The organism is Sphingobium ummariense RL-3, from assembly GCF_000447205.1.
Lineage (GTDB): Bacteria > Pseudomonadota > Alphaproteobacteria > Sphingomonadales > Sphingomonadaceae > Sphingobium > Sphingobium ummariense.
This window is the reverse complement of sequence record NZ_AUWY01000058.1, coordinates 51,081-68,877: the sequence shown is the minus strand read 5'-3', so window position 1 is coordinate 68,877 and position 17,797 is coordinate 51,081. Positions and strand designations below refer to the sequence as shown.

The 17,797-nt window shown below is 67.4% G+C and carries 19 protein-coding genes; 7 read left to right on the top strand and 12 right to left on the bottom strand.

Annotation, left to right across the window (positions count from 1 at the left end; translation table 11 throughout):
• The first annotated feature begins 123 nt into the window (after positions 1-123).
• Both M529_RS32725 and M529_RS32720 read left to right on the top strand, forming a co-directional pair.
• On the top strand, positions 124-1,371 hold the full coding sequence (locus M529_RS32725) for an MFS transporter (RefSeq protein ID WP_021317491.1): 1,248 nt from the start codon (positions 124-126) through the stop codon (positions 1,369-1,371).
• Complete coding sequence (locus M529_RS32720) at positions 1,368-2,393, top strand: LacI family DNA-binding transcriptional regulator (RefSeq protein WP_021317490.1); 1,026 nt, start codon at positions 1,368-1,370, stop codon at positions 2,391-2,393. The genes M529_RS32725 and M529_RS32720 overlap by 4 nt, the downstream gene beginning before the upstream one ends.
• On the opposite strand, the gene M529_RS32715 is transcribed toward M529_RS32720, so the two are convergent.
• From M529_RS32715 to M529_RS32705, 3 genes are all read right to left on the bottom strand, one after another.
• Positions 2,390-4,018 carry a glycoside hydrolase family 43 protein gene (locus M529_RS32715; protein WP_021317489.1) on the bottom strand — a complete coding sequence of 543 codons (1,629 nt, stop codon included), beginning with the start codon at positions 4,016-4,018 and terminating at the stop codon, positions 2,390-2,392. The two genes, M529_RS32720 and M529_RS32715, sit on opposite strands and share 4 nt — an antisense overlap.
• Positions 4,015-5,277, bottom strand: coding sequence for an MFS transporter (locus tag M529_RS32710; protein ID WP_021317488.1), 1,263 nt, complete (start codon positions 5,275-5,277; stop codon positions 4,015-4,017). Before M529_RS32710 ends, M529_RS32715 begins: the two co-directional genes overlap by 4 nt.
• Positions 5,278-5,501: 224 nt before the next feature.
• Entirely contained in the window at positions 5,502-7,091 is a 1,590-nt protein-coding gene (locus M529_RS32705) for a lysine--tRNA ligase (protein ID WP_021317487.1), read from the bottom strand.
• Between the two features lie 127 nt (positions 7,092-7,218).
• On the opposite strand from M529_RS32705, the gene M529_RS32700 reads away from it, so the two are divergent.
• The 4 genes from M529_RS32700 (at position 7,219) to M529_RS32685 (ending at position 11,449) form a co-directional block, all read left to right on the top strand.
• A complete protein-coding gene (locus tag M529_RS32700; protein WP_021317486.1) occupies positions 7,219-7,578 on the top strand; it encodes a PilZ domain-containing protein in 360 nt (119 codons plus the stop codon).
• Positions 7,579-7,640: 62 nt separating this feature from the next.
• Complete coding sequence (locus M529_RS32695) at positions 7,641-10,394, top strand: ATP-dependent DNA helicase (protein ID WP_021317485.1); 2,754 nt, start codon at positions 7,641-7,643, stop codon at positions 10,392-10,394.
• Positions 10,391-10,930: a SixA phosphatase family protein gene (locus tag M529_RS32690; RefSeq protein WP_021317484.1), complete on the top strand. Its 540-nt coding sequence runs from the start codon at positions 10,391-10,393 to the stop codon at positions 10,928-10,930. Before M529_RS32695 ends, M529_RS32690 begins: the two co-directional genes overlap by 4 nt.
• A complete protein-coding gene (locus tag M529_RS32685; protein WP_021317483.1) occupies positions 10,931-11,449 on the top strand; it encodes a GNAT family N-acetyltransferase in 519 nt (172 codons plus the stop codon).
• Here M529_RS32685 and M529_RS32680 read toward each other — a convergent pair.
• From M529_RS32680 to rpmF, 5 genes are all read right to left on the bottom strand, one after another.
• Positions 11,444-11,782, bottom strand: coding sequence for a MerR family transcriptional regulator (locus M529_RS32680; protein ID WP_021317482.1), 339 nt, complete (start codon positions 11,780-11,782; stop codon positions 11,444-11,446). The two genes, M529_RS32685 and M529_RS32680, sit on opposite strands and share 6 nt — an antisense overlap.
• An 82-nt stretch (positions 11,783-11,864) precedes the next feature.
• A complete protein-coding gene (gene ihfA, locus M529_RS32675; protein WP_021317481.1) occupies positions 11,865-12,161 on the bottom strand; it encodes an integration host factor subunit alpha in 297 nt (98 codons plus the stop codon).
• A gap of 107 nt (positions 12,162-12,268) precedes the next feature.
• The gene (locus tag M529_RS32670) at positions 12,269-13,237 is read right to left on the bottom strand and encodes a beta-ketoacyl-ACP synthase III (RefSeq protein WP_021317480.1); all 969 of its coding nucleotides are present in this window, start codon (positions 13,235-13,237) and stop codon (positions 12,269-12,271) included.
• On the bottom strand, positions 13,234-14,259 hold the full coding sequence (gene plsX / locus M529_RS32665) for a phosphate acyltransferase PlsX (protein ID WP_031294802.1): 1,026 nt from the start codon (positions 14,257-14,259) through the stop codon (positions 13,234-13,236). The genes M529_RS32670 and plsX overlap by 4 nt, the downstream gene beginning before the upstream one ends.
• A 65-nt stretch (positions 14,260-14,324) precedes the next feature.
• Positions 14,325-14,504: a 50S ribosomal protein L32 gene (rpmF, locus tag M529_RS0124455; protein WP_031294800.1), complete on the bottom strand. Its 180-nt coding sequence runs from the start codon at positions 14,502-14,504 to the stop codon at positions 14,325-14,327.
• Positions 14,505-14,713: 209 nt separating this feature from the next.
• On the opposite strand from rpmF, the gene M529_RS32660 reads away from it, so the two are divergent.
• Positions 14,714-15,145, top strand: coding sequence for an MAPEG family protein (locus M529_RS32660; RefSeq protein ID WP_021317477.1), 432 nt, complete (start codon positions 14,714-14,716; stop codon positions 15,143-15,145).
• Here M529_RS32660 and M529_RS32655 read toward each other — a convergent pair.
• The 4 genes from M529_RS32655 to M529_RS32640 form a co-directional block, all read right to left on the bottom strand.
• Positions 15,142-15,801, bottom strand: a complete 660-nt coding sequence (locus M529_RS32655; protein WP_021317476.1) for an MBL fold metallo-hydrolase — start codon at positions 15,799-15,801, stop codon at positions 15,142-15,144. The genes M529_RS32660 and M529_RS32655 overlap by 4 nt on opposite strands.
• 127 nt (positions 15,802-15,928) lie before the next feature.
• Positions 15,929-16,354 carry an RrF2 family transcriptional regulator gene (locus M529_RS32650; protein WP_021317475.1) on the bottom strand — a complete coding sequence of 142 codons (426 nt, stop codon included), beginning with the start codon at positions 16,352-16,354 and terminating at the stop codon, positions 15,929-15,931.
• A 49-nt stretch (positions 16,355-16,403) separates the two neighbouring features.
• The gene (locus tag M529_RS32645; RefSeq protein ID WP_021317474.1) at positions 16,404-17,444 is read right to left on the bottom strand and encodes a glycerophosphodiester phosphodiesterase; all 1,041 of its coding nucleotides are present in this window, start codon (positions 17,442-17,444) and stop codon (positions 16,404-16,406) included.
• Positions 17,441-17,797, bottom strand: a complete 357-nt coding sequence (locus M529_RS32640; protein ID WP_021317473.1) for an ArsC family reductase — start codon at positions 17,795-17,797, stop codon at positions 17,441-17,443. The genes M529_RS32645 and M529_RS32640 overlap by 4 nt, the downstream gene beginning before the upstream one ends.

Here is a 17,797-nt window from a genome sequence, read left to right as displayed (position 1 = left end):
CGCGGCTAGACCAGAGCATGACATCGATGTCAATAGAGATTCTGACATCGTTGTCAGAAGTGCGCGGGCCAGCGCAGCAAGGGGCTTCTCGCCTGGGAGGAAGCAGGATAGGATGCGTGGAAGATGACAGCCCTGATGGCGGACGCTACGACTTCCTCGCCGAAATCCCCTGACGACAGGATCGCGCGCAGCCTCTTCCGGCTGTCGATCGGCGTGTTCTTCATCGGCGGATTCCTGACATCCTCGGTCAGCCTGCTGGTTCCCCGGCTGAAGCTGATGCTGGCGCTCGACTATGCGGAGGCGCTGCTGGTCCAGCTCGCCTTCCACGCCAGCTATCTGCTGTTCGCACTGCCGATCACGGGGCTGATCGTGGCATCGGGCTATATGCGCTCGATCGCACTGGGGCTGGCGATCATGACCTTGGGATGCCTGTCGCTGGCGCTGGCCCAGCACAGCTTGTCGCTCGCGCTCATCCTGGGCGCGCTGCTGCTGCTGTCGGCGGGCCAGACCTTCCTGCAGATGGCATCCAACACCGTGGTCACCGTGATCGGCCCGTCGCGCGGCGCTGCGGGGCGGCTGACCCTGCTCCAGGGGTTCAATTCGCTGGGCACGCTGCTCGGCCCGCTGCTGAGCGCCCCGCTGCTGCTGGCGGATATCGATTCCGCCGCGCCCCGGCCGGGCACCGCCACCCTGCCCTTCCTGGGCACCGCTGTGGTGACGGCGGGACTGGCGATCGCCTATGCCCGGAGCCGTGGCCTGCTGGCGGAGCGGGACGAGCGGCGCCCGAAGGCAGCCGGGGCCCTGATCGCGGTGATGCGGCACCGGCGGCTGCGCTGGGGCACGGCAGCGATCTTCGCCTATGTCGGCGCGGAGGTGACGATCGGCGCCCTGCTGCCCAGCGTGCTGATGCGTCCCGACCGGCTGGGCGCGACACCGGTCGCGGCGGGCCAGATCGTCAGCCTTTATTGGGGCGGTGCGATGATCGGCCGCTTCCTGGGCGCCTTCGCCATGCGGCAGATCCGGGCCGCGCGGCTGCTGCTGCTCGCGGCGCTGGGCGCGGTCGCGCTGCTGCTGGCAGCCATTGCGCTACCGGGCGCGGCGGGCGCCGGCGCGATGATCGCGATCGGGCTGTGCAATGCGATCATGTATCCGACGATCTATGCGCTCGCCCTGCCCTCCGATTCGCGGGAGGCGCCGCTCGCGTCCATGTGGCTGTGCATGGCGGTGGTCGGCGGCGCGATCGTTCCGGTACTGACGGGGTTTGCCGCCGACGCGACCGGCCTGCTGCCGGCGCTGCTGCTGCCGGTAGCCTGCTACGGGCTGGTCGGCTGGTTCGCCCATCGCTGCGCAGGGGAGGAGCAGGCGGCATGAAGGTGGTCACGATCAAGGATGTCGCCGCCCGTGCCGGGGTTTCGCCCAAGACGGTGTCGCGGGTCATCAACGGCGAGGACCATGTCCGGGCCGAGGTGCGCGAAGCGGTGCAGCGCGCAGTGGCCGAGCTCGACTATCGCCCCAACGCCTTCGCGCGGAGCCTGTCCAGCTCCCGATCCTATCTGCTGGGCCTGTTCATCGACGATCCGGTGTCCGGCTATGCCGCCGACGTGCAGCATGGCGCGCTGCTGCGGTGCCGGGCACGGAGCTATCATCTGGTTGTCGAGCCGGTCGAACTGAGCCGTCCCGAATGGCGCGAGCAGATCCGGGGCAGCATCTCCAGCCTGAAGCTGGACGGCGCCATCATCGCCCCGCCGGTCTGCGACGAGCCCGCACTGGTGGATCTGTTCGTCGGCGCGGCGCTGCCCCATGTACTGATGGCGCCATCGGTCGAGGCGATGACGTCCGGCACGGTGCGCATGGACGACGAGCGCGCGGCACGGGAGATGACCGAGCATCTGCTGGCCTTCGGCCATCGCCACATCGCCTTCGTGCAGGGACCGGTCAGCCACAGCGCCTCCGCCCGGCGCGAGGCCGGTTTTCGGGCCGCGATGGCGGCGGCGGGCGCGGCGGTCGACGAGCGCGCCGTGCTGCGGGGGGACTTCACCTTCCGGTCGGGCATGGAGGCGGGCGAGCGGCTGCTCAGCCTCAAGAAACGGCCCACGGCGATCTTCGCCAGCAATGACGACATGGCGCTGGGTGTGCTGATCACCGCGATGAAATGCGGTTTGGCCGTGCCCGAACAGCTTTCGGTGAGCGGCTTCGACGACACGGCATCGTCTCGCGCGGCCTGGCCGCAGATCACCACGATCCGCCAGCCCAAGGCGGAAATGGCGGCGGCAGCCGTGGACATACTGACCGATCCGCGCTTCCGCAGGCAGATGGGCGACCCGGAGTTCCACCTGCTGCTGCCCCATGCGCTCATCCGGCGGGGGAGCACCGGGCTCTGCCTTGCCGCCTAGACGGGCTGGGCGCGGTAGGGCCGTTCCTCATAGTCGAACCAGTCGAAATCGGCCGGACGCGCGGTTCCCGCCATGTCCTGGCAGGCGATGCCGACGAAGGCGCCGGTGAAGTTGGGGAGGCCGGGCGCGCTTGCCTCGTCGGACAGGATGCTGGCGTCGAACTGCTCGGGCAGCCAGTTCCACGCCTCGCCTTCCGTCATCCGCCAGGCAAAGCGGAGGCGCTCATAGTCCACGTCGACCCGCAGCTGGACGGGGCCCGCGGGTACGGGCACCGGTGCGGTGAAAGCGTCGGCCTGCGGCGAGTCGGGCAGCGCCGACATGACCCGCACATGGCGGCCCGCCTCCTCATCATGGCTGATGTGGAGATAGTGGAACTTCGTCGCGTTATAATAGCAGACGAGGCCCGCCGCCTGCTGGAAATGCTGGGGATCGAAGTCCACCATCGTCCGCGCGGTATAGCAGAAGGCCTGCTGGCGGCGGGCGACCAGCGACTGTTCGAAGCTGCTGCCGATCGTCTCGCGGCCGAAGAGCCGCAGATGGCCGGGCCGCTCCGTGAGCGAGAAGAGCCGCTCCGGGAAGGGCGAACGCAGCCACTGAAGGTCGATCGGCAGGGTCGCGTCGTCGAAGTCAGCGCGGATCGGCGCGGGATCGAAGGACGCCAGCGCCAATGCGGGGGCAGGCGCCTCCGCCAGCGGCATGCCGTCACCGGCCAGCGTGTAGAGCCAGCCGTCCTCGCCCCAGCGCATCGGCTGGAGCGCGGTCTCGCGGCCCATCACACAGCGCCCGCGATTGGGAAGCGGGCGGCCGCAGAGATAGGCAAGATAGGGCGTGCCATCCTGCGCGTGGACCAGATCCGCGTGGCCAGCGCGCTGGAGCGGCGCGTCCGGGCGGGTCCGGCTGCTGAGGATATAGCGATCCGGGTGCAGCTCATATGGCCCATCGATGGAGCGCGAACGTGCCATGGTGACGGCGTGGTTCCAGCCTGTGCCTCCTTCCGCCGTCAGGAGATAGTACCAGCCATCCCGCTGGTAGAGATGCGGCGCCTCGGTAAGGCCGAGCGGGGTGCCGGGGAAGATGTTCCGGCGTTCACCGACAAGCCGGCGCTGTTCCGGGCTGTATTCCTGCAGCACGATACCGGCGAAGCGGTTGCGGCCGGGCCGATGGTCCCAGAGCATGTTGACGAGATATTTGCGGCCGTCCTCGTCATGGAAGAGCGAGGGGTCGAAGCCGCTGCTGTTGAGATAGATGGGATCGGACCACGGCCCGTCGATCGATTCCGCGGTGACGAGATAATTGTGGAAGTCGCGCAGCGACGCGCCCGAGGCACCGCCCACCGTGGTGCGGCCATAGCGCTTCACGTCGGTGTAGATGAGATGGAAGAGCGTGCCGTCATGCGTCAGGCAGGGCGCCCATACGCCGCAGCTGTCCCCATCCCCGCGCATGTCGAGCTGATCCGGCCGGGTCAGCGGGCGGGTGAGCAGGCGCCAGTTCACCAGGTCGCGCGAATGATAGATCTGCACGCCGGGGAACCATTCGAAGGTCGATGTGGCGATATAATAATCGTCGCCGACCCGCAGGATCGACGGGTCGGGATTGAAACCGGGCAGGATGGGATTGCGGATCATGCAGCGCTTTCCTGGGATGCGGGGGAACGGACGAGAATCCACAGCAGAGCGGCGCCGACCAAGTCGAGCAAGCCCAGCACGATGAAGAAGGGCTCGTAGCCGACCGTCGTCACCAGCGCGCCGATCGCCAGTGAAAAGGCGAGCACGCCGAAATTGGCGAAGGTGCCCGCCATGCCCGCGACCGTGCCGACCTCGTTCTTGCGGAACAGGTCGGACGCCATGGTGATGACGGTCACCGACAGCGTCTGGTGCGCGAAGCCGCCCAGGCACAGCAGCGCGATCGCGGCATAGGGGCTGGCGACGCCGCCGACGAAGAACATGCTGGTCATCAGCACCGCGCCCAGCGTGAACGCCCAACGGCGCGCGTCGATCAGCGGCACGCCCCGACGCTGCAGCCAGAGCGCGACCATGGGACCGAACAGGCAGCCGAGGTCCGCCGCGACGAAGGGCAGCCAGGCGAAGAGCGCGATCTGCGTCAGATCAAAGCCGCGCGCGGTGCTGAGATAGAGCGGCAACCAGAAGGTCAGCGTGCCCCAGGTGGGATCGGCCAGGAAGCGCGGGAGGGCGATGCCCCAGAAATTGCGGTTGCGCAGAAGCTGGAGGATCGAGGGCTTTTCGCCGCTCGCCGCCAGATGATCTTCCTGTCCCTGGATGATGTAGTCGCGTTCCTCCGCGCTGATCCGCCGGTGCTGGCGGGGCGACTGGTAGAAGAGCAGCCACAGCACGACCCAGACGAGCGCCAGCGCGCCGGTCAGCAGAAAGGCGACGCGCCAATTGTAGAAGAGGATCGCCCAGACGACGAGCGGGGGCGCCAGCATCGAGCCGAAGGACGCGCCGATATTGTAGATGCCGCCGGCGAGGCCTCTTTCCTTCGCCGGGAACCATTCCGCCACGACCTTGAGCCCGCCCGGATGCGCCGTGCCCTCCGCGAAGCCGAGCAGGCCGCGCAGTCCCGCCAGGCTGACCCACCCGGTCGCAAGGCCGTGCGCCATGGTGATGACGCCCCAGCAGCTCGCGAAGATCGCGAAGCCCAGCTTCAGTCCGATGACGTCCAGCAGATAGCCCGCGACCGGCTGGAGCATGATGCCGATCTGGAAGGCACCCGTGATGTAGCTATATTCCTGGGTGGAGATGTCGAGCTGGGTCATCAGCGTCGGCGCCGCGACGGAGAGCGTGCTGCGCGTCAGATAGTTGATGATCGTGCCCAGCATGACCAGCGCGATGATCCACCAGCGCAGCCGCGTGATTTGCCCTGCCATGCCTCTCCGCTCCTACCAGATTATGCTTGGAGGGGTGGTAACGCTACCACACGCAACTGTCAAAGTTCGGGACGGGAGCCGAAGGTGAAGTGCACCCTCGTGGCCGCGCCGCCCGTCTCCGGGCGCGCGCGGCCGATGACACACAAGCATGCATCACCAGTCCGAAAGGGGGTGGACCGAAGGCCAAACGTTTATCCCCCATGAATGTTCCGTTCGGCCGCGGTTCAGCCTTGCGCGGCGTCAAGCGCCTCGGCGATAAGCTTGCGGCTGTTTCCGATGCCGTAAAGCGCGATGAAGCTGCCCATGCGCGGCCCCTGGTCTGCGCCAAGCAAGGTCTGGTAGAGCGCCTTGAACCAGTCGCGCAGTTCCGCGAAACCGAACGCCTCGTCCTTGCCGATCGCATAGACGATGTTCTGGATATCCTCGGCCGACGCGCCGGCGGGCAGCGCCGCCAGTTCCGTATCCAGCCTGCGCAGCGCCGCCGCCTCGTTCGCTTCGGGTGCACGGCGCTGGAGCGTCGGCGCGACGAAGTCCCGGTGATAGGCGAGCGCGTGGCCAATCAGGGCGTCCAGTTCCGGATAGCTCTCCGCGCTGGCGCCGGGGACATAGTTCTGGAGATAGCCCCACACCTGCTCGCGGGTCGCGTCGCCCATCACGCCGACGAGGTTGAGCAGTAGGCCGAAAGTGACGGGCAGCTCCCCCTGCGGCAGCTTTCCGTCATGGATATGATGGACAGGGTTGCCCAGCTGCTGCTCGATCGGCTGCTTCGGGTAATTGGCGCGGAACTGCCAATATTCGTCCACCGCACGGGGAATGACGCCCATGTGCAGCTGCTTTGCCTTCTTGGGCTCGCGATAGGCGTAGAAGGCGAGGCTTTCCTGAGGCCCATAGGTCAGCCACTGCTCCAGGCTGAGGCCGTTGCCCTTCGACTTGGAGATCTTCTCGCCCTTTTCGTCGAGGAACATCTCGTAGTTGAACCCCTCGGGCGGGCGCCCGCCCAATGCACGGCAGATCTTCGACGACTGGGTGACCGAATCGATCAGATCCTTGCCCGCCATCTCATAGTCGACGCCCAGCGCGTACCAGCGCATCGCCCAGTCGACCTTCCACTGCAGCTTGGCACCGCCCGACAGGATCGACTGCTCGACCACCTCCCCTTCGTCCTCGAAGCGGACGAGGCCGGCTTCGGCGTCGACCACCTCGACCGGTACCTGGAGCACGATGCCGCTCTTCGGGCTGATCGGCAGCACCGGCGAATAGGTCGCCTGCCGCTCCTTGCGCAGGGTCGGCAGCATGATCTCCATGATCGCCTGGTAGCGGCGCAGCACCTGCCGCAGCGCTTCGTCGAAAGCACCCGCCCGGTAGCGCTCGGTCGCCGAGACGAATTCATAATCGAATCCGAAACGGTCGAGGAATTCCCGCAGCATCGCATTGTTGTGATGCGCGAAGCTTTCATATTTTTCGAAAGGATCGGGCACCTGCGTCAGCGGCTTGCCCAGATATTCCGCCAGCATTGCCTGGTTGGGCACATTGTCGGGCACCTTGCGCAGCCCGTCCATGTCGTCGCTGAAGGCGATGAGGCGGGTCGGCACGTCCGACAAGGCATGCCAGGCGTTGCGGACCATGGTCGTGCGCAGCACTTCGTTGAAGGTGCCGATATGCGGCAGGCCCGACGGGCCGTAGCCGGTTTCGAACAGCACATAGCCCTTTTCCGGTGCGCCCTGCGGATAGCGCTTGAGCAGCTTGCGGGCCTCCTCATAGGGCCAGGCCTTGGACGCGAGGGCAGCGGTGCGGAGAATGTCGGCTTCAGTCATGGTGCCATGCCAGTAGCGACGGAAAGGCCGAAAGGGAACGCTCTTCACGGTAAATCTGCATCAAGATCCGGATCGACTTTAGGACTTCGTTTACCCTGAGTGTGAGATAGCCGGCCCTGGAGGCCCCATGACGATTCAGCGCAGCCACGAACGCACCGCCGTCGATATACCGATCGTGGTCACCACGGTGCTCGACAGCCTGGAAGGTACGATCATCGACCTCAGCGAAGGCGGCGCGCAGGTGGTGGGCTGTTCCCTGCCCCCCAAGAGCCAGTGCCAGATCGACCTCGAGGGCTACAGCGTGTTCGGCATCGTCCGCTGGTCGGAGCATGACCGCATGGGCATCCGCTTCCCCTATGAACTCAGCGAAGGCCCGCTGTTCGAGCGCCTGGAAATTGCCCGCGCGGCGCGGCGAGCGCCCATGGCGTTCCAGTCGCGGACCTTCCACTCCCTGCCGGCCGGCGGCTTCGGACGGCGGATCAGCTGAAACTTCGCGCCTGGCGGGGATTTTAAGTTTTCCTTTTGTTCCGGCTCGCCTAAGTCGGAGCGGTGATCGATCCCGCCGACCTGCCCGCGCTTCACGCCAGCTATGGCGGCCTGTGGTTGCGCGACGACGGGCAGACCCGCGCTTTGGCGAAGGGACAGGCGATCGCGCGCGCTGCGGAAACGCCCGTGCTGCTGCTCAACGCCCCGCTGGCCGGGCAGCGGCTCGGCTATCCGGAGCTGAATGGGCTCGACCTGCTGGAATTATGGGCCTTCGTGCATCCGGCCCGCTTTCTGGTGCCGACGGCCAAGGGGCTGGCGCAGGCGCTGGACCTGGCGCCGCCGATCGACGAGGCCGACATTCCCGCGCTGCTTCAACAGGCGACGGCAGTCTTGCTGGACCGGCTGGGCGCGGCCGACTGGGCGGAGCGCGAGGGCGGCTGGACCGCCGCGCAATCGCTCCACCGGCTGCGCTGGCCCTGGGCGCCGCTGGTCGCGCCCCGCATCGCCAAGCCGCGCGAGGCAGAGCGATGGCTGTTTTCCCGCCTGCCGGAATGGGACGAGGCGGCCCCGCGCCCCGCGCCGCGCACCATCGCGATGGAGGGCGATGCGGTCCTTGCCCAGCTCGACCGGCTGACCGGCACGACCGCGGAGACGCGACCGGGACAGCGCGCCTATGCCGCCGCCGCGATCGACGTGTTCCGGCCGCGCCGCCATCGCGACCAGCCCAACATGCTGCTGGCCGAGGCGGGCACCGGCATCGGCAAGACGCTGGGCTATCTTGCGCCGGCCTCGCTCTGGGCGGCCCAGGCGCAGGGGACGGTTTGGATCTCCACCTATACCAAGGCGCTGCAACGGCAGTTGGACCGCGAAAGCCTGCGCCTCTTCCCCGATCCAGCGACGGCGGCAAAGCGCGTCGTGGTGCGCAAGGGGCGGGAGAATTACCTCTGCCTGCTCAATCTGGAGGATGCGCTACAGGGCGGCTTTTCCGGCCGCGCGGCGATCCTGGCGCAGCTGGTGGCGCGCTGGGCCGCCTATTCCAAGGATGGCGACATGGTGGGCGGCGACCTGCCCGGCTGGCTGCCGACTCTGTTCCGGCGCAACGGGTCCACCGCGCTGACCGACCGGCGCGGCGAGTGCATCTATGCGGGCTGCCCGCATTATCGCAAATGCTTCATCGAGCGGGCGGCGCGCGCCTCGGCCGATGCCGACATCGTGATCGCCAACCATGCGCTGGTGATGATCAACGCCGCGCGCGGGCGGGAAACGGGGCAGCGGCCGCAGCGGATCGTGTTCGACGAGGGACACCACCTGTTCGACGCCGCCGATTCCACTTTCTCCGTCGCATTGTCGGGGCAGGAGGCGATCGAGCTGCGCCGCTGGATCATCGGGCCCGAGGGGGGATCGCGCGGGCGGCGACGCGGGCTCGCGGCGCGCCTGTCCGACCTTGCCAGCTATGACGAGGAAGGCGGCAATGCGATCCGCGCCGCGTCGGAAGCGGCGCGAGCGCTGCCGGCCGACGAATGGCTGAAGCGGATCGTTGCGGGCGAGCCCTTCGGGCCGCTGGAGGAGTTGCTCGCCGCCGTGCGCGGCACCGTCTATGCGCGCGCCGCTGATACTGGCGAGGCGGATGCGGGTTATGGGCTGGAGACCGAGCTGGCCGAGCCGGATGGGACGCTGGTGGAGGCCGCACAGGAAGCAGCGCTGGCGCTCGATGCGCTGTTGCGGCCGCTGTCCCGCCTCTCGGGGCGGCTGGAAGCGGTGATCGAGGACGCGCCGGACTGGCTGGATGGCGCGGCGCGCGCGCGGATCGAAGGCGCGGTGGTCTCGCTCAGCTGGCGGCGCGACCTGCTGTCTGCCTGGCTCGGCCTGCTGGCCCGGATCGGGGGACCGGCCGATCCCGACTTCGTCGACTGGCTGGCGGTCGACCGGATCGAGGGACGTGAGTTCGACATCGGCATCCATCGCCACTGGCTCGACCCGACCCGGCCGCTGGCGCAGACGGTCCTGGCGCCGGCGCAGGGCGTGCTGGTAACGTCGGCCACCCTGCGCGGCGGCGGCGAGTGGGACAATGCCGAGAAGCGCAGCGGCGCCGTTCACCTGCCGCGCGGCGCGGAACGCTTCGAGGCGGCGAGCCCCTTCGACTATCCCGGCCGGGCCGAGGTGCTGATCGTCACCGACATCAAGCGCGGCGACATCGCCGCCCTGTCGGGGGCCTATGCCCGGCTGATCGAGGCGGCGGGCGGAGGCACGCTGGGCCTGTTCACCGCGATCAGGCGGCTGCGCGCCGTCCATGCCCGAATCGCCGACCGGCTCGCCCGGTCGGGCCTGCCGCTCTATGCCCAGCATGTCGACCCGATCGACACCGGCACGCTGGTCGATATCTTCCGCGACGATCCGCGATCCTCGCTGCTGGGGACGGACGCCTTGCGTGACGGGGTCGACGTGCCCGGCCATTCGCTGCGCCTGGTGGTGATGGAGGGCGTGCCCTGGTCCAAGCCCACCGTGCTGCACGCGGCGCGCAAGCTGGCGGGCGGCGGCAACGCCTATGATGACCGGCTGATCCGGGCGCGGCTGGCGCAGGCGTTCGGCAGACTGATCCGCCGCACGGAGGACCGGGGCTGCTTCGTCATCCTGTCCGCTGCGATGCCAAGCCGGCTGCTGAGCGCTTTCCCGCCCGGCACGCCCATCCGCCGTCTGACCCTGGACGAGGCTATCATCACCGTCAGCGCGCAGGCACATCGCGATAGCCTTGGCGGCGTCCTGCCGTTAGGGCATCAGGGAAGCGAATCCGGCAATGCGGACCTGGAGCGGGAATGAAGCGACTGACCCTGTTGCGCCATGCGAAGTCCGACTGGGATGATCCGGTTGCGCGCGACTTTGACCGGCCACTCAACCGCCGGGGGGAAAAGGCCGCGCGCCTGATGGGACAATTCGCCCGGAAGCAGGGGATGCAGTTCGACCGGCTGGTCGCTTCCCCGGCCGTGCGCGTGGTGCAGACGCTGGAGACCTTCCTCGAGGGCTATGGCGCGCCGCTGGAGCCGCATTGGGACCGGCGCATTTATCTCGCCTCCGTCCCGACCCTGCTGGACGTGATACGCGACCTGCCGGATCAGGCGGACGCGGTCCTGATGGCGGGGCATAATCCGGGGCTGGAAGAGCTGGTGCTGGCGCTGGTGCCCGACGGCCCCAACCCGCTGCGCGAGGATGTGGAGGTCAAGTTCCCCACCGCCAGCATCGCCGTGCTGGACCTGTCCGTTGCCCATTGGGCGGATGTGGAGGAAGGGATTGGGACGCTGGAGACCTTCGTGCGGCCGCGCGACCTGGACGCGGCGCTCGGGCCGGGCACGCGCTGAATGACGCCGATCGCATGGCGCCGCGCCGTGCCGGAGGATGCCCCCGCGCTCTCTGTTCTGGGCGGGGCGACCTTCCTGGCCAGCTTCGCGCATGACCATCCGGGCGATGCGCTGATCGACCATATCCGGCACGCCCATGGCGAGGCCTATTATCGGGCCGCGCTGGCCGATCCCGAACAGACGGTGCTGATCGGCGAGACGCCGCTCGGCGCCGCGGTCGGCTATGCGCTCATCACGCCGCCCGACCTGCCCGTGCCGACCGACGGGGACGATGTGGAGTTGAAGCGCATCTACCTGTTGCCGGGATGGCAGGGGGGCGGCAACGGCGACCGGCTGATGGAGCTGGTGACGGCCGAGGCGAAAGCACGGCAGGCGAAGCGATTGCTTCTGGCCGTCTATCCGGAGAACGAACGCGCGCGCCGCTTCTATGCCCGGCATGGCTTCGCGCAGATCGGCGAGATGACCTTCATGGTCGGCGCGGTGCCGTTCCGCGACCTGATCTACGCCTGGACGCTATGATTCCGCTTCGCCGATGGCGCGGGCGAGCATCGAGCGCACCGACCGCAGGCGGGACAGCAGATCGGTCGAGGCGTCCTTTCTCTCCGAGACGGCCGGGCCGTCCGACAACGCCTTCTGCGCGCCGCGCACGGTGAAGCCCTCGACATTCAGAAGCTGGTTGATGCGGCGAACCAGCGCCACGTCCGCAGGCCGGTAATAGCGGCGGTTCCCCGATCGCTGGAGCGGACGGAGTTGCGGGAAACGGGTTTCCCAATAGCGCAGGATATGCTGGGGAAGGCCGAGTTCCCCTGCAAGCTCGCTGATCGTGAGAAACGCACCCTCTTCCTTGTCCATCGACGGATGATGGACCCATGACCGGGCAAAGGTCAACTGTCGCAAGACAAGGATATAGGGCGGAAAAGCGCCGTTCTGCCGCTCAGACCGAGGCGACCTTGTCGCGCATCGTCTGGCTGGCGCGGAAGGTGAGCACGCGGCGCGGTTCGATCGGCACCTCCACCCCGGTCTTGGGGTTACGTCCCATGCGCTGCGTCTTGTCGCGCAGGACGAAGGTACCGAAGCTGGAAATCTTCACATTCTCGCCCCGCTCCAGCGCGGCGGACATATGTTCCAGGATCGATTCGACCAGGGTCGCGGCTTCCGCACGCGACAGGCCGATATGGCGATTCACGCTTTCCGCGAGATCCGCCCGAGTCAAAGTTCCATTGCCGGTCATCGCTTCCCCCACTCCCCAAGAGCACCACTTCCGGTAACCGACGGAGAATGTGATGCATTCGCGCCGATTCGGCAAGCTTTCCGGCGGTTTCGCATGGGACAGGCGCGTTAGATGCGCAGGACGCAGGCGCCCCAGGTGAAGCCGCCGCCCATCGCCTCCAGCACCACCACGTCGCCGGGCTTGATCCTGCCGTCCCGCACCGCGACATCGAGCGCCAGCGGCACCGAGGCGGCAGAGGTATTGGCATGACGATCGACGGTCACGATGACCTTATCCGGCGATAGCTTCAGCTTGCGCGCGGTCGCATCAAGGATGCGGGCATTGGCCTGGTGCGGGACCAGCCAGTCGATGTCCTGGGAGGACAGGCCGGCCGCCGTCATCACCTCGGTCAGGACGGAGGCGAGGTTGACCACGGCATGGCGGAACACCTCCTGCCCCTTCATCCGCAGCTTGCCGACGGTCCGGGTGGTGGACGGGCCACCATCGACATAGAGGAGCTGGTTATGGCGCCCGTCGGCATGCAGCTTCGCCGCCAGGATTCCGCGCTCGCCGTCCGCGCTCTCCTGCGCGCCCAGCACGACCGCACCGGCGCCGTCGCCGAAGAGGACGCAGGTCGCGCGATCCTCCCAGTCTAGGATGCGGCTGAAGGTTTCCGAACCGATGACCAGCGCGTGGCGCGCGGCGCCCGAGCGGATCATGCTGTCCGCCACCGTCACGGCATAGAGGAAGCCCGAGCAGACCGCCGCCACGTCGAAGGCGACGCAGTCGTCGATGCCCAGCGCCGCCTGGACCAGCGTCGCGCTGGCCGGGAAGGTCTGGTCGGGCGTGGCGGTGGCAAGGATGATGAGGTCGATGTCCTGCGGCGCGAGGTTCGCCGCCTCCAGCGCCTGCCGCGCCGCGGCGGTGCCGAGCGAAGCGGTCGTTTCGTCCTCCGCGGCAATATGGCGGGCGCGGATTCCCGTCCGCTCCACGATCCATTCGTCGCTGGTGTCGACCGTCTCCGCCAGTTCGGCATTGGTGACCACGCGCGCGGGCAGCGCGGCGCCCGTCCCCAGCAGAATCGAACGACGGATCACTTGGCGGACAGCTCCAGCTTGGATGCGACGGCAGCGAGATTTTCGATCCCCGCCATGTCGGCGGCGATGCGCCGGGTGATGTCCTCTTCCACCAGCCGCGCGGCGACATGCACCGCATTGGCGACGCCCTTGTCATTGGCGCCACCATGGCTCTTCACCACCACGCCGTTAAGGCCCAGGAAGACCGCGCCATTATGGTTGTTGGGGTCGAGATGATGCCGCAGCAGGTGCATGGCGGGCCTGGAGATCAGGAAGCCGAGCTTGGACCGGATGGAGCTGGTGAAGGCCTTGCGCAGGAGGTCGGTCACGAACTTCGCCGTGCCCTCCGCGGTCTTGAGCGCAACATTGCCCGAAAAGCCGTCGCAGACGATGACGTCGGCCTCGCCACTGCCGATCTTGTTGCCTTCGATGAACCCCTCGAAGGAGAGTGGCAGGCTTTCCGCCGCGCGCAGCACAGCGGCCGCGTCACGGATCTCCTCCGTGCCCTTCATCTCCTCGGTGCCGATGTTCATCAGCCGCACGCGCGGCCGGTCGAGGTCGAAGGCGATGCGGGCATAGGCCGCGCCCATGACGGCAAACTGAACGAGGTTGCGGGCATCGCACTCGGTATTGGCGCCGAGGTCCAGCATGATCGTGTCATTGTCGCCCAGCGTCGGCAACAGCGCAGCGAGCGCTGGTCGATCCACGCCCGGCATAGTGCGCAGTGCGAGCTTGGCGGTCGCCATCAGCGCGCCGGTATTGCCGGCGGACACCGCCGCGCGGGCGTCGCCCGCCTTCACGGCCGCAATGGCCATGTTCATCGAGCTGGTCTTCTTGCGGAGCGCGGCGGACGGCTTGTCCGTGCTCTCGACGACCGAATCAGAATGAATGATCTCGGAAGCCGCCCGCAAATTGGGGTGATGGTCCAGCGCCGCCTTGATCTGCGCCTGATCGCCGAACAGGAGGAAGCGCAGCCCTTCGTGACGACGACGGGCCAGAGCGGTCCCCGCCATCATCACGCGCACGCCTTCATCCCCGCCCATCGCGTCGATTGCGATTCGCGGCTGGCTGGACACTAGTGGCTCACCTTTGCGGAGAGAGGAGTCGCTCAGGCCCCGACGGCAACGATCTCGCGGCCGTTATAATGGCCGCAGGCGTCGCACAGATTGTGCGGACGCTTCAGTTCGCCGCAGTTCGAGCATTCCTGATATGCTTCGACCTTCAGCGCATCGTGGCTGCGGCGCATGCCGCGGCGGGACGGGGATGTTTTCCTCTTGGGGACAGCCATGTCGGCACCTTGTTCCGTAATCTAAACTGGTTATGCGACTGGCCGGTTTCCAGATGGGATGCCGACGCCACAGGCGCCGCAGACCCATGCGGCCCGGGTGATCGCGAAGCCCTGCGCCTATAGCGCTTTTTGCCGGACGCGCAAGTCCTTCCTTGCCCCCTTGCCCCCGCCCTCTATGCTGCCCGCGATACCAAAGGGGACATTGTCCGATGCTGCTGCCGATCACGCTGACGCTCGCCGCCGCCTGCGCCTTTCTCAACCTCTGGCTCGCGATCCGCTGCGCCGCCAAGCGAATCGACGGCAAGGTGCTGCACGGCGACGGCGGCGACGCCCTGCTGGCTCGGCGGATGCGGGCGCACGCCAATTTCGTCGAATATACGCCCATCGTCCTGATCCTGTTCGGACTGGTCGAGATGGCGCTAGGGGCGTCGCTGTGGCTCTGGATCGCGGCGCTGGCCTATGCGGCGGCGCGGATCGCGCACGGCTTCGGGATGGAGGCGGACAAGCCCGCGCCCCTGCGCGCGATCGGCGCAATGCTGACATGGATCATCATGACCGGCCTGGCGGTCGCCGCACTCTACGCAGCCTATCAGGGCACGCGGGCCGTGCCGGCGCCGCCCGCCCTCGCCGCTATGGGCTAGGCGCGCAGCACGGCGTCGGCCACGAAAGGGTTGGTCCGGCGCTCATGGGCAAAGTTGCTCATCGGGCCGTGGCCGGGCACGAAGGCGGTGTCTCCGCCCAGCGGCCACAGCTTGCCGGTGATCGCGTCGATCAGATCCTGATGATTGCCCAGCGGGAAGTCGGTGCGCCCGATCGATCCCTGGAACAGAACGTCGCCGACGATCGCGAGCTTGCTGGGCGCATGGTGAAAAATGACGTGGCCCGGCGTGTGGCCGGGGCAGTGCAGCACGTCCAGCACGAGACGACCGACGGTCACCTGGTCGCCATCTTTCAGCCAGCGATCTGGTTCGAACACCTGACCGTCAATGCCATATTTGCGGCCATCCTCGACCAGCTTGGCGATCCAGAAGCGGTCTGCCTCGTGCGGCCCCTCGATCGGCACGCCCAGTTCCTTGGCAAGGATGCCCGCCTGGCCGCAATGGTCGATATGGCCGTGCGTGACGAGCAGCTTTTCGATGGTGACGCCCTGCTGCTGCGCCGCGGCCTTCAGGCGCGGCAGGTCGCCGCCCGGATCGACGAAGGCGCCGCGCATCGTTTCCGTGCACCAGAGCAGGGTGCAGTTCTGCTGGAGCGGCGTGACGGGGATGAGGGCGGCCTTGAGCGGAGGATTGGTCATGCCCCCGATGTGGCGAAAGCGTCCGGGCGGCGCAAGGCTTTGGGCGAGAGCCGAAGACTGACGGCCTTTCCCGTCATCCCAGCGAAAGCTGGGATGACGGCGATGGGTTAGCGTCCGCAGCCCCCCGTCAGGCAGCATCCCCCGTCGCGAAGGGTTCCGCCAGGCTGATGCCGTCCAGCACCTTGGCGGTCTCGTCGCGCACGCGCAGCATCACGCGATGCAGGCGGCATTCCGATTCGGGCAGGCAATTGGTGCAGGTTTCGTGCGCGAAGCGGCTGGCGCAGGGGGTGAGCGCCAGCGAGCCCCGAGTCAGGCGGACGATGTCGCCATAGCTGATATCCACCGGCGCCAGCGCCAGCCAGTAGCCCCCGTCCCGCCCGCGCTGGGTCGCCACCAGCCCCTCGCGGGAGAGTTCAGAGAGGATGACGGTGAGGAACTTGGCGGGAATATTCTGCCGCGTCGCGATCTCGTTCAGGGGAACGGGCCCCTGGCGGTAACGGTCGGCGAGATGCTGGAGAGCGCGGATGGCGTAACGGGTCTTCTGGGACAGCATAGGTCCGTTATTCGCCCTCGCCGTCCATTTGACAAGCCGCTCGCCGCGCTCAATTCCTTGCCGAAAGCGCCGCCCTCGCCTGGCCCGGGAAATCGCTGAAGATGCCGTCGACACCCGTCGCGGCGATCGCGCGGACATAGCCGGCGAAATCGCCCCGCCCCTGTTCATTGTCCGGGCGCTGATAGACCGCGGGCAGAAAGACGTTCTCCATCCGCAGCGTCCAGACATGGACCTGAAGCCCGGCATCATGGGCGCGGCCGACCAGGCCGGTCGCTCCTTCCGGCGCCAGCACCATCGCGGCCGAGGGACCAAGGCCGTCGGCATATTCGGCGATATGGGCCAGTCCCTCGACCGTCATCATATCGGCATAGCTGGTGCCGGGCTCGTCGGCCGGGCCGCCCTGCGCATCGACCAGCTGGATGAGGCGGAGCCGGGTGGCGGCGCGCAGCGCCTTCAGATTGCCGACTTCGAAGGACTGGATGAAGACCGGGTCGGCCTCCGTCGCATAGCCGTAGCGGCCGAGCAGCTCAAGCAGCGGCGCCTGGTGCGGCAGGCCGATGCCGGCGAAATAGCTGGGATGCTTGGTTTCGGGGTAGATGCCGATGCGGCGGCCGGTCTCCGCCTCCTTGGCGCGGACCAGCTTCAATATCTCCTCGAAGGTCGGGATCTGGTAGAGGTCGTTGAAGCGCTTGTTGGCGGAGCGCAGGTCGGGCAGCCGCTCGCGGGCGTGGAGCGTGCGCAGTTCCGCCAAGGTGAAGTCCTCGGTGAACCAGCCCGCCATCTCGACACCGTCGATGGTCTTCGTGGTCTTGCGGTCGGCGAATTCCGGATGATCGGCGACGTCGGTCGTGCCGCCGATCTCATTTTCGTGCCGGGCGACGAGCACGCCGTCCTTCGTCAGTACCAGATCCGGCTCGATATAGTCGGCGCCCTGGTCGATCGCGCGTTCATAGCCGGCGAGCGTATGTTCGGGGCGCTCCCCACTGGCGCCGCGATGGGCGATGAGGATGGGATCGGCATGCGCGGCGGCCATGGGTAGAACACTCGCCAGAAGGAGAAGAGCGAAGCGGAGCGCCGCGCGCAGGATCATGCGGCCTTGCCCTCCAGCGCCGCCTCATAGGTCGATGCCTTGAACCCGACCACGGTGCGGCCCTTCACGTCCAGGATCGGCCGCTTGATCATCGAGGGGTTGGCCATCATCAGCAGCACCGCCTTGTCCGCGTCGATATGCGCCTTGTCGCCCGCGTCCAGCGCCTTGAACGTGGTGCCCGAACGGTTGAGAATCGTTTCCCAGCCATGTTCCGCCACCCAGCCGCGCAGGCGGTCCTCGTCGATGCCCGACACCTTATAGTCGTGGAAGCCGTAGGAGACGCGGGCGCCATCGAGGAAATTGCGTGCCTTCTTGATCGTGTCGCAGTTCTTGATGCCGTACATGGTGATCAT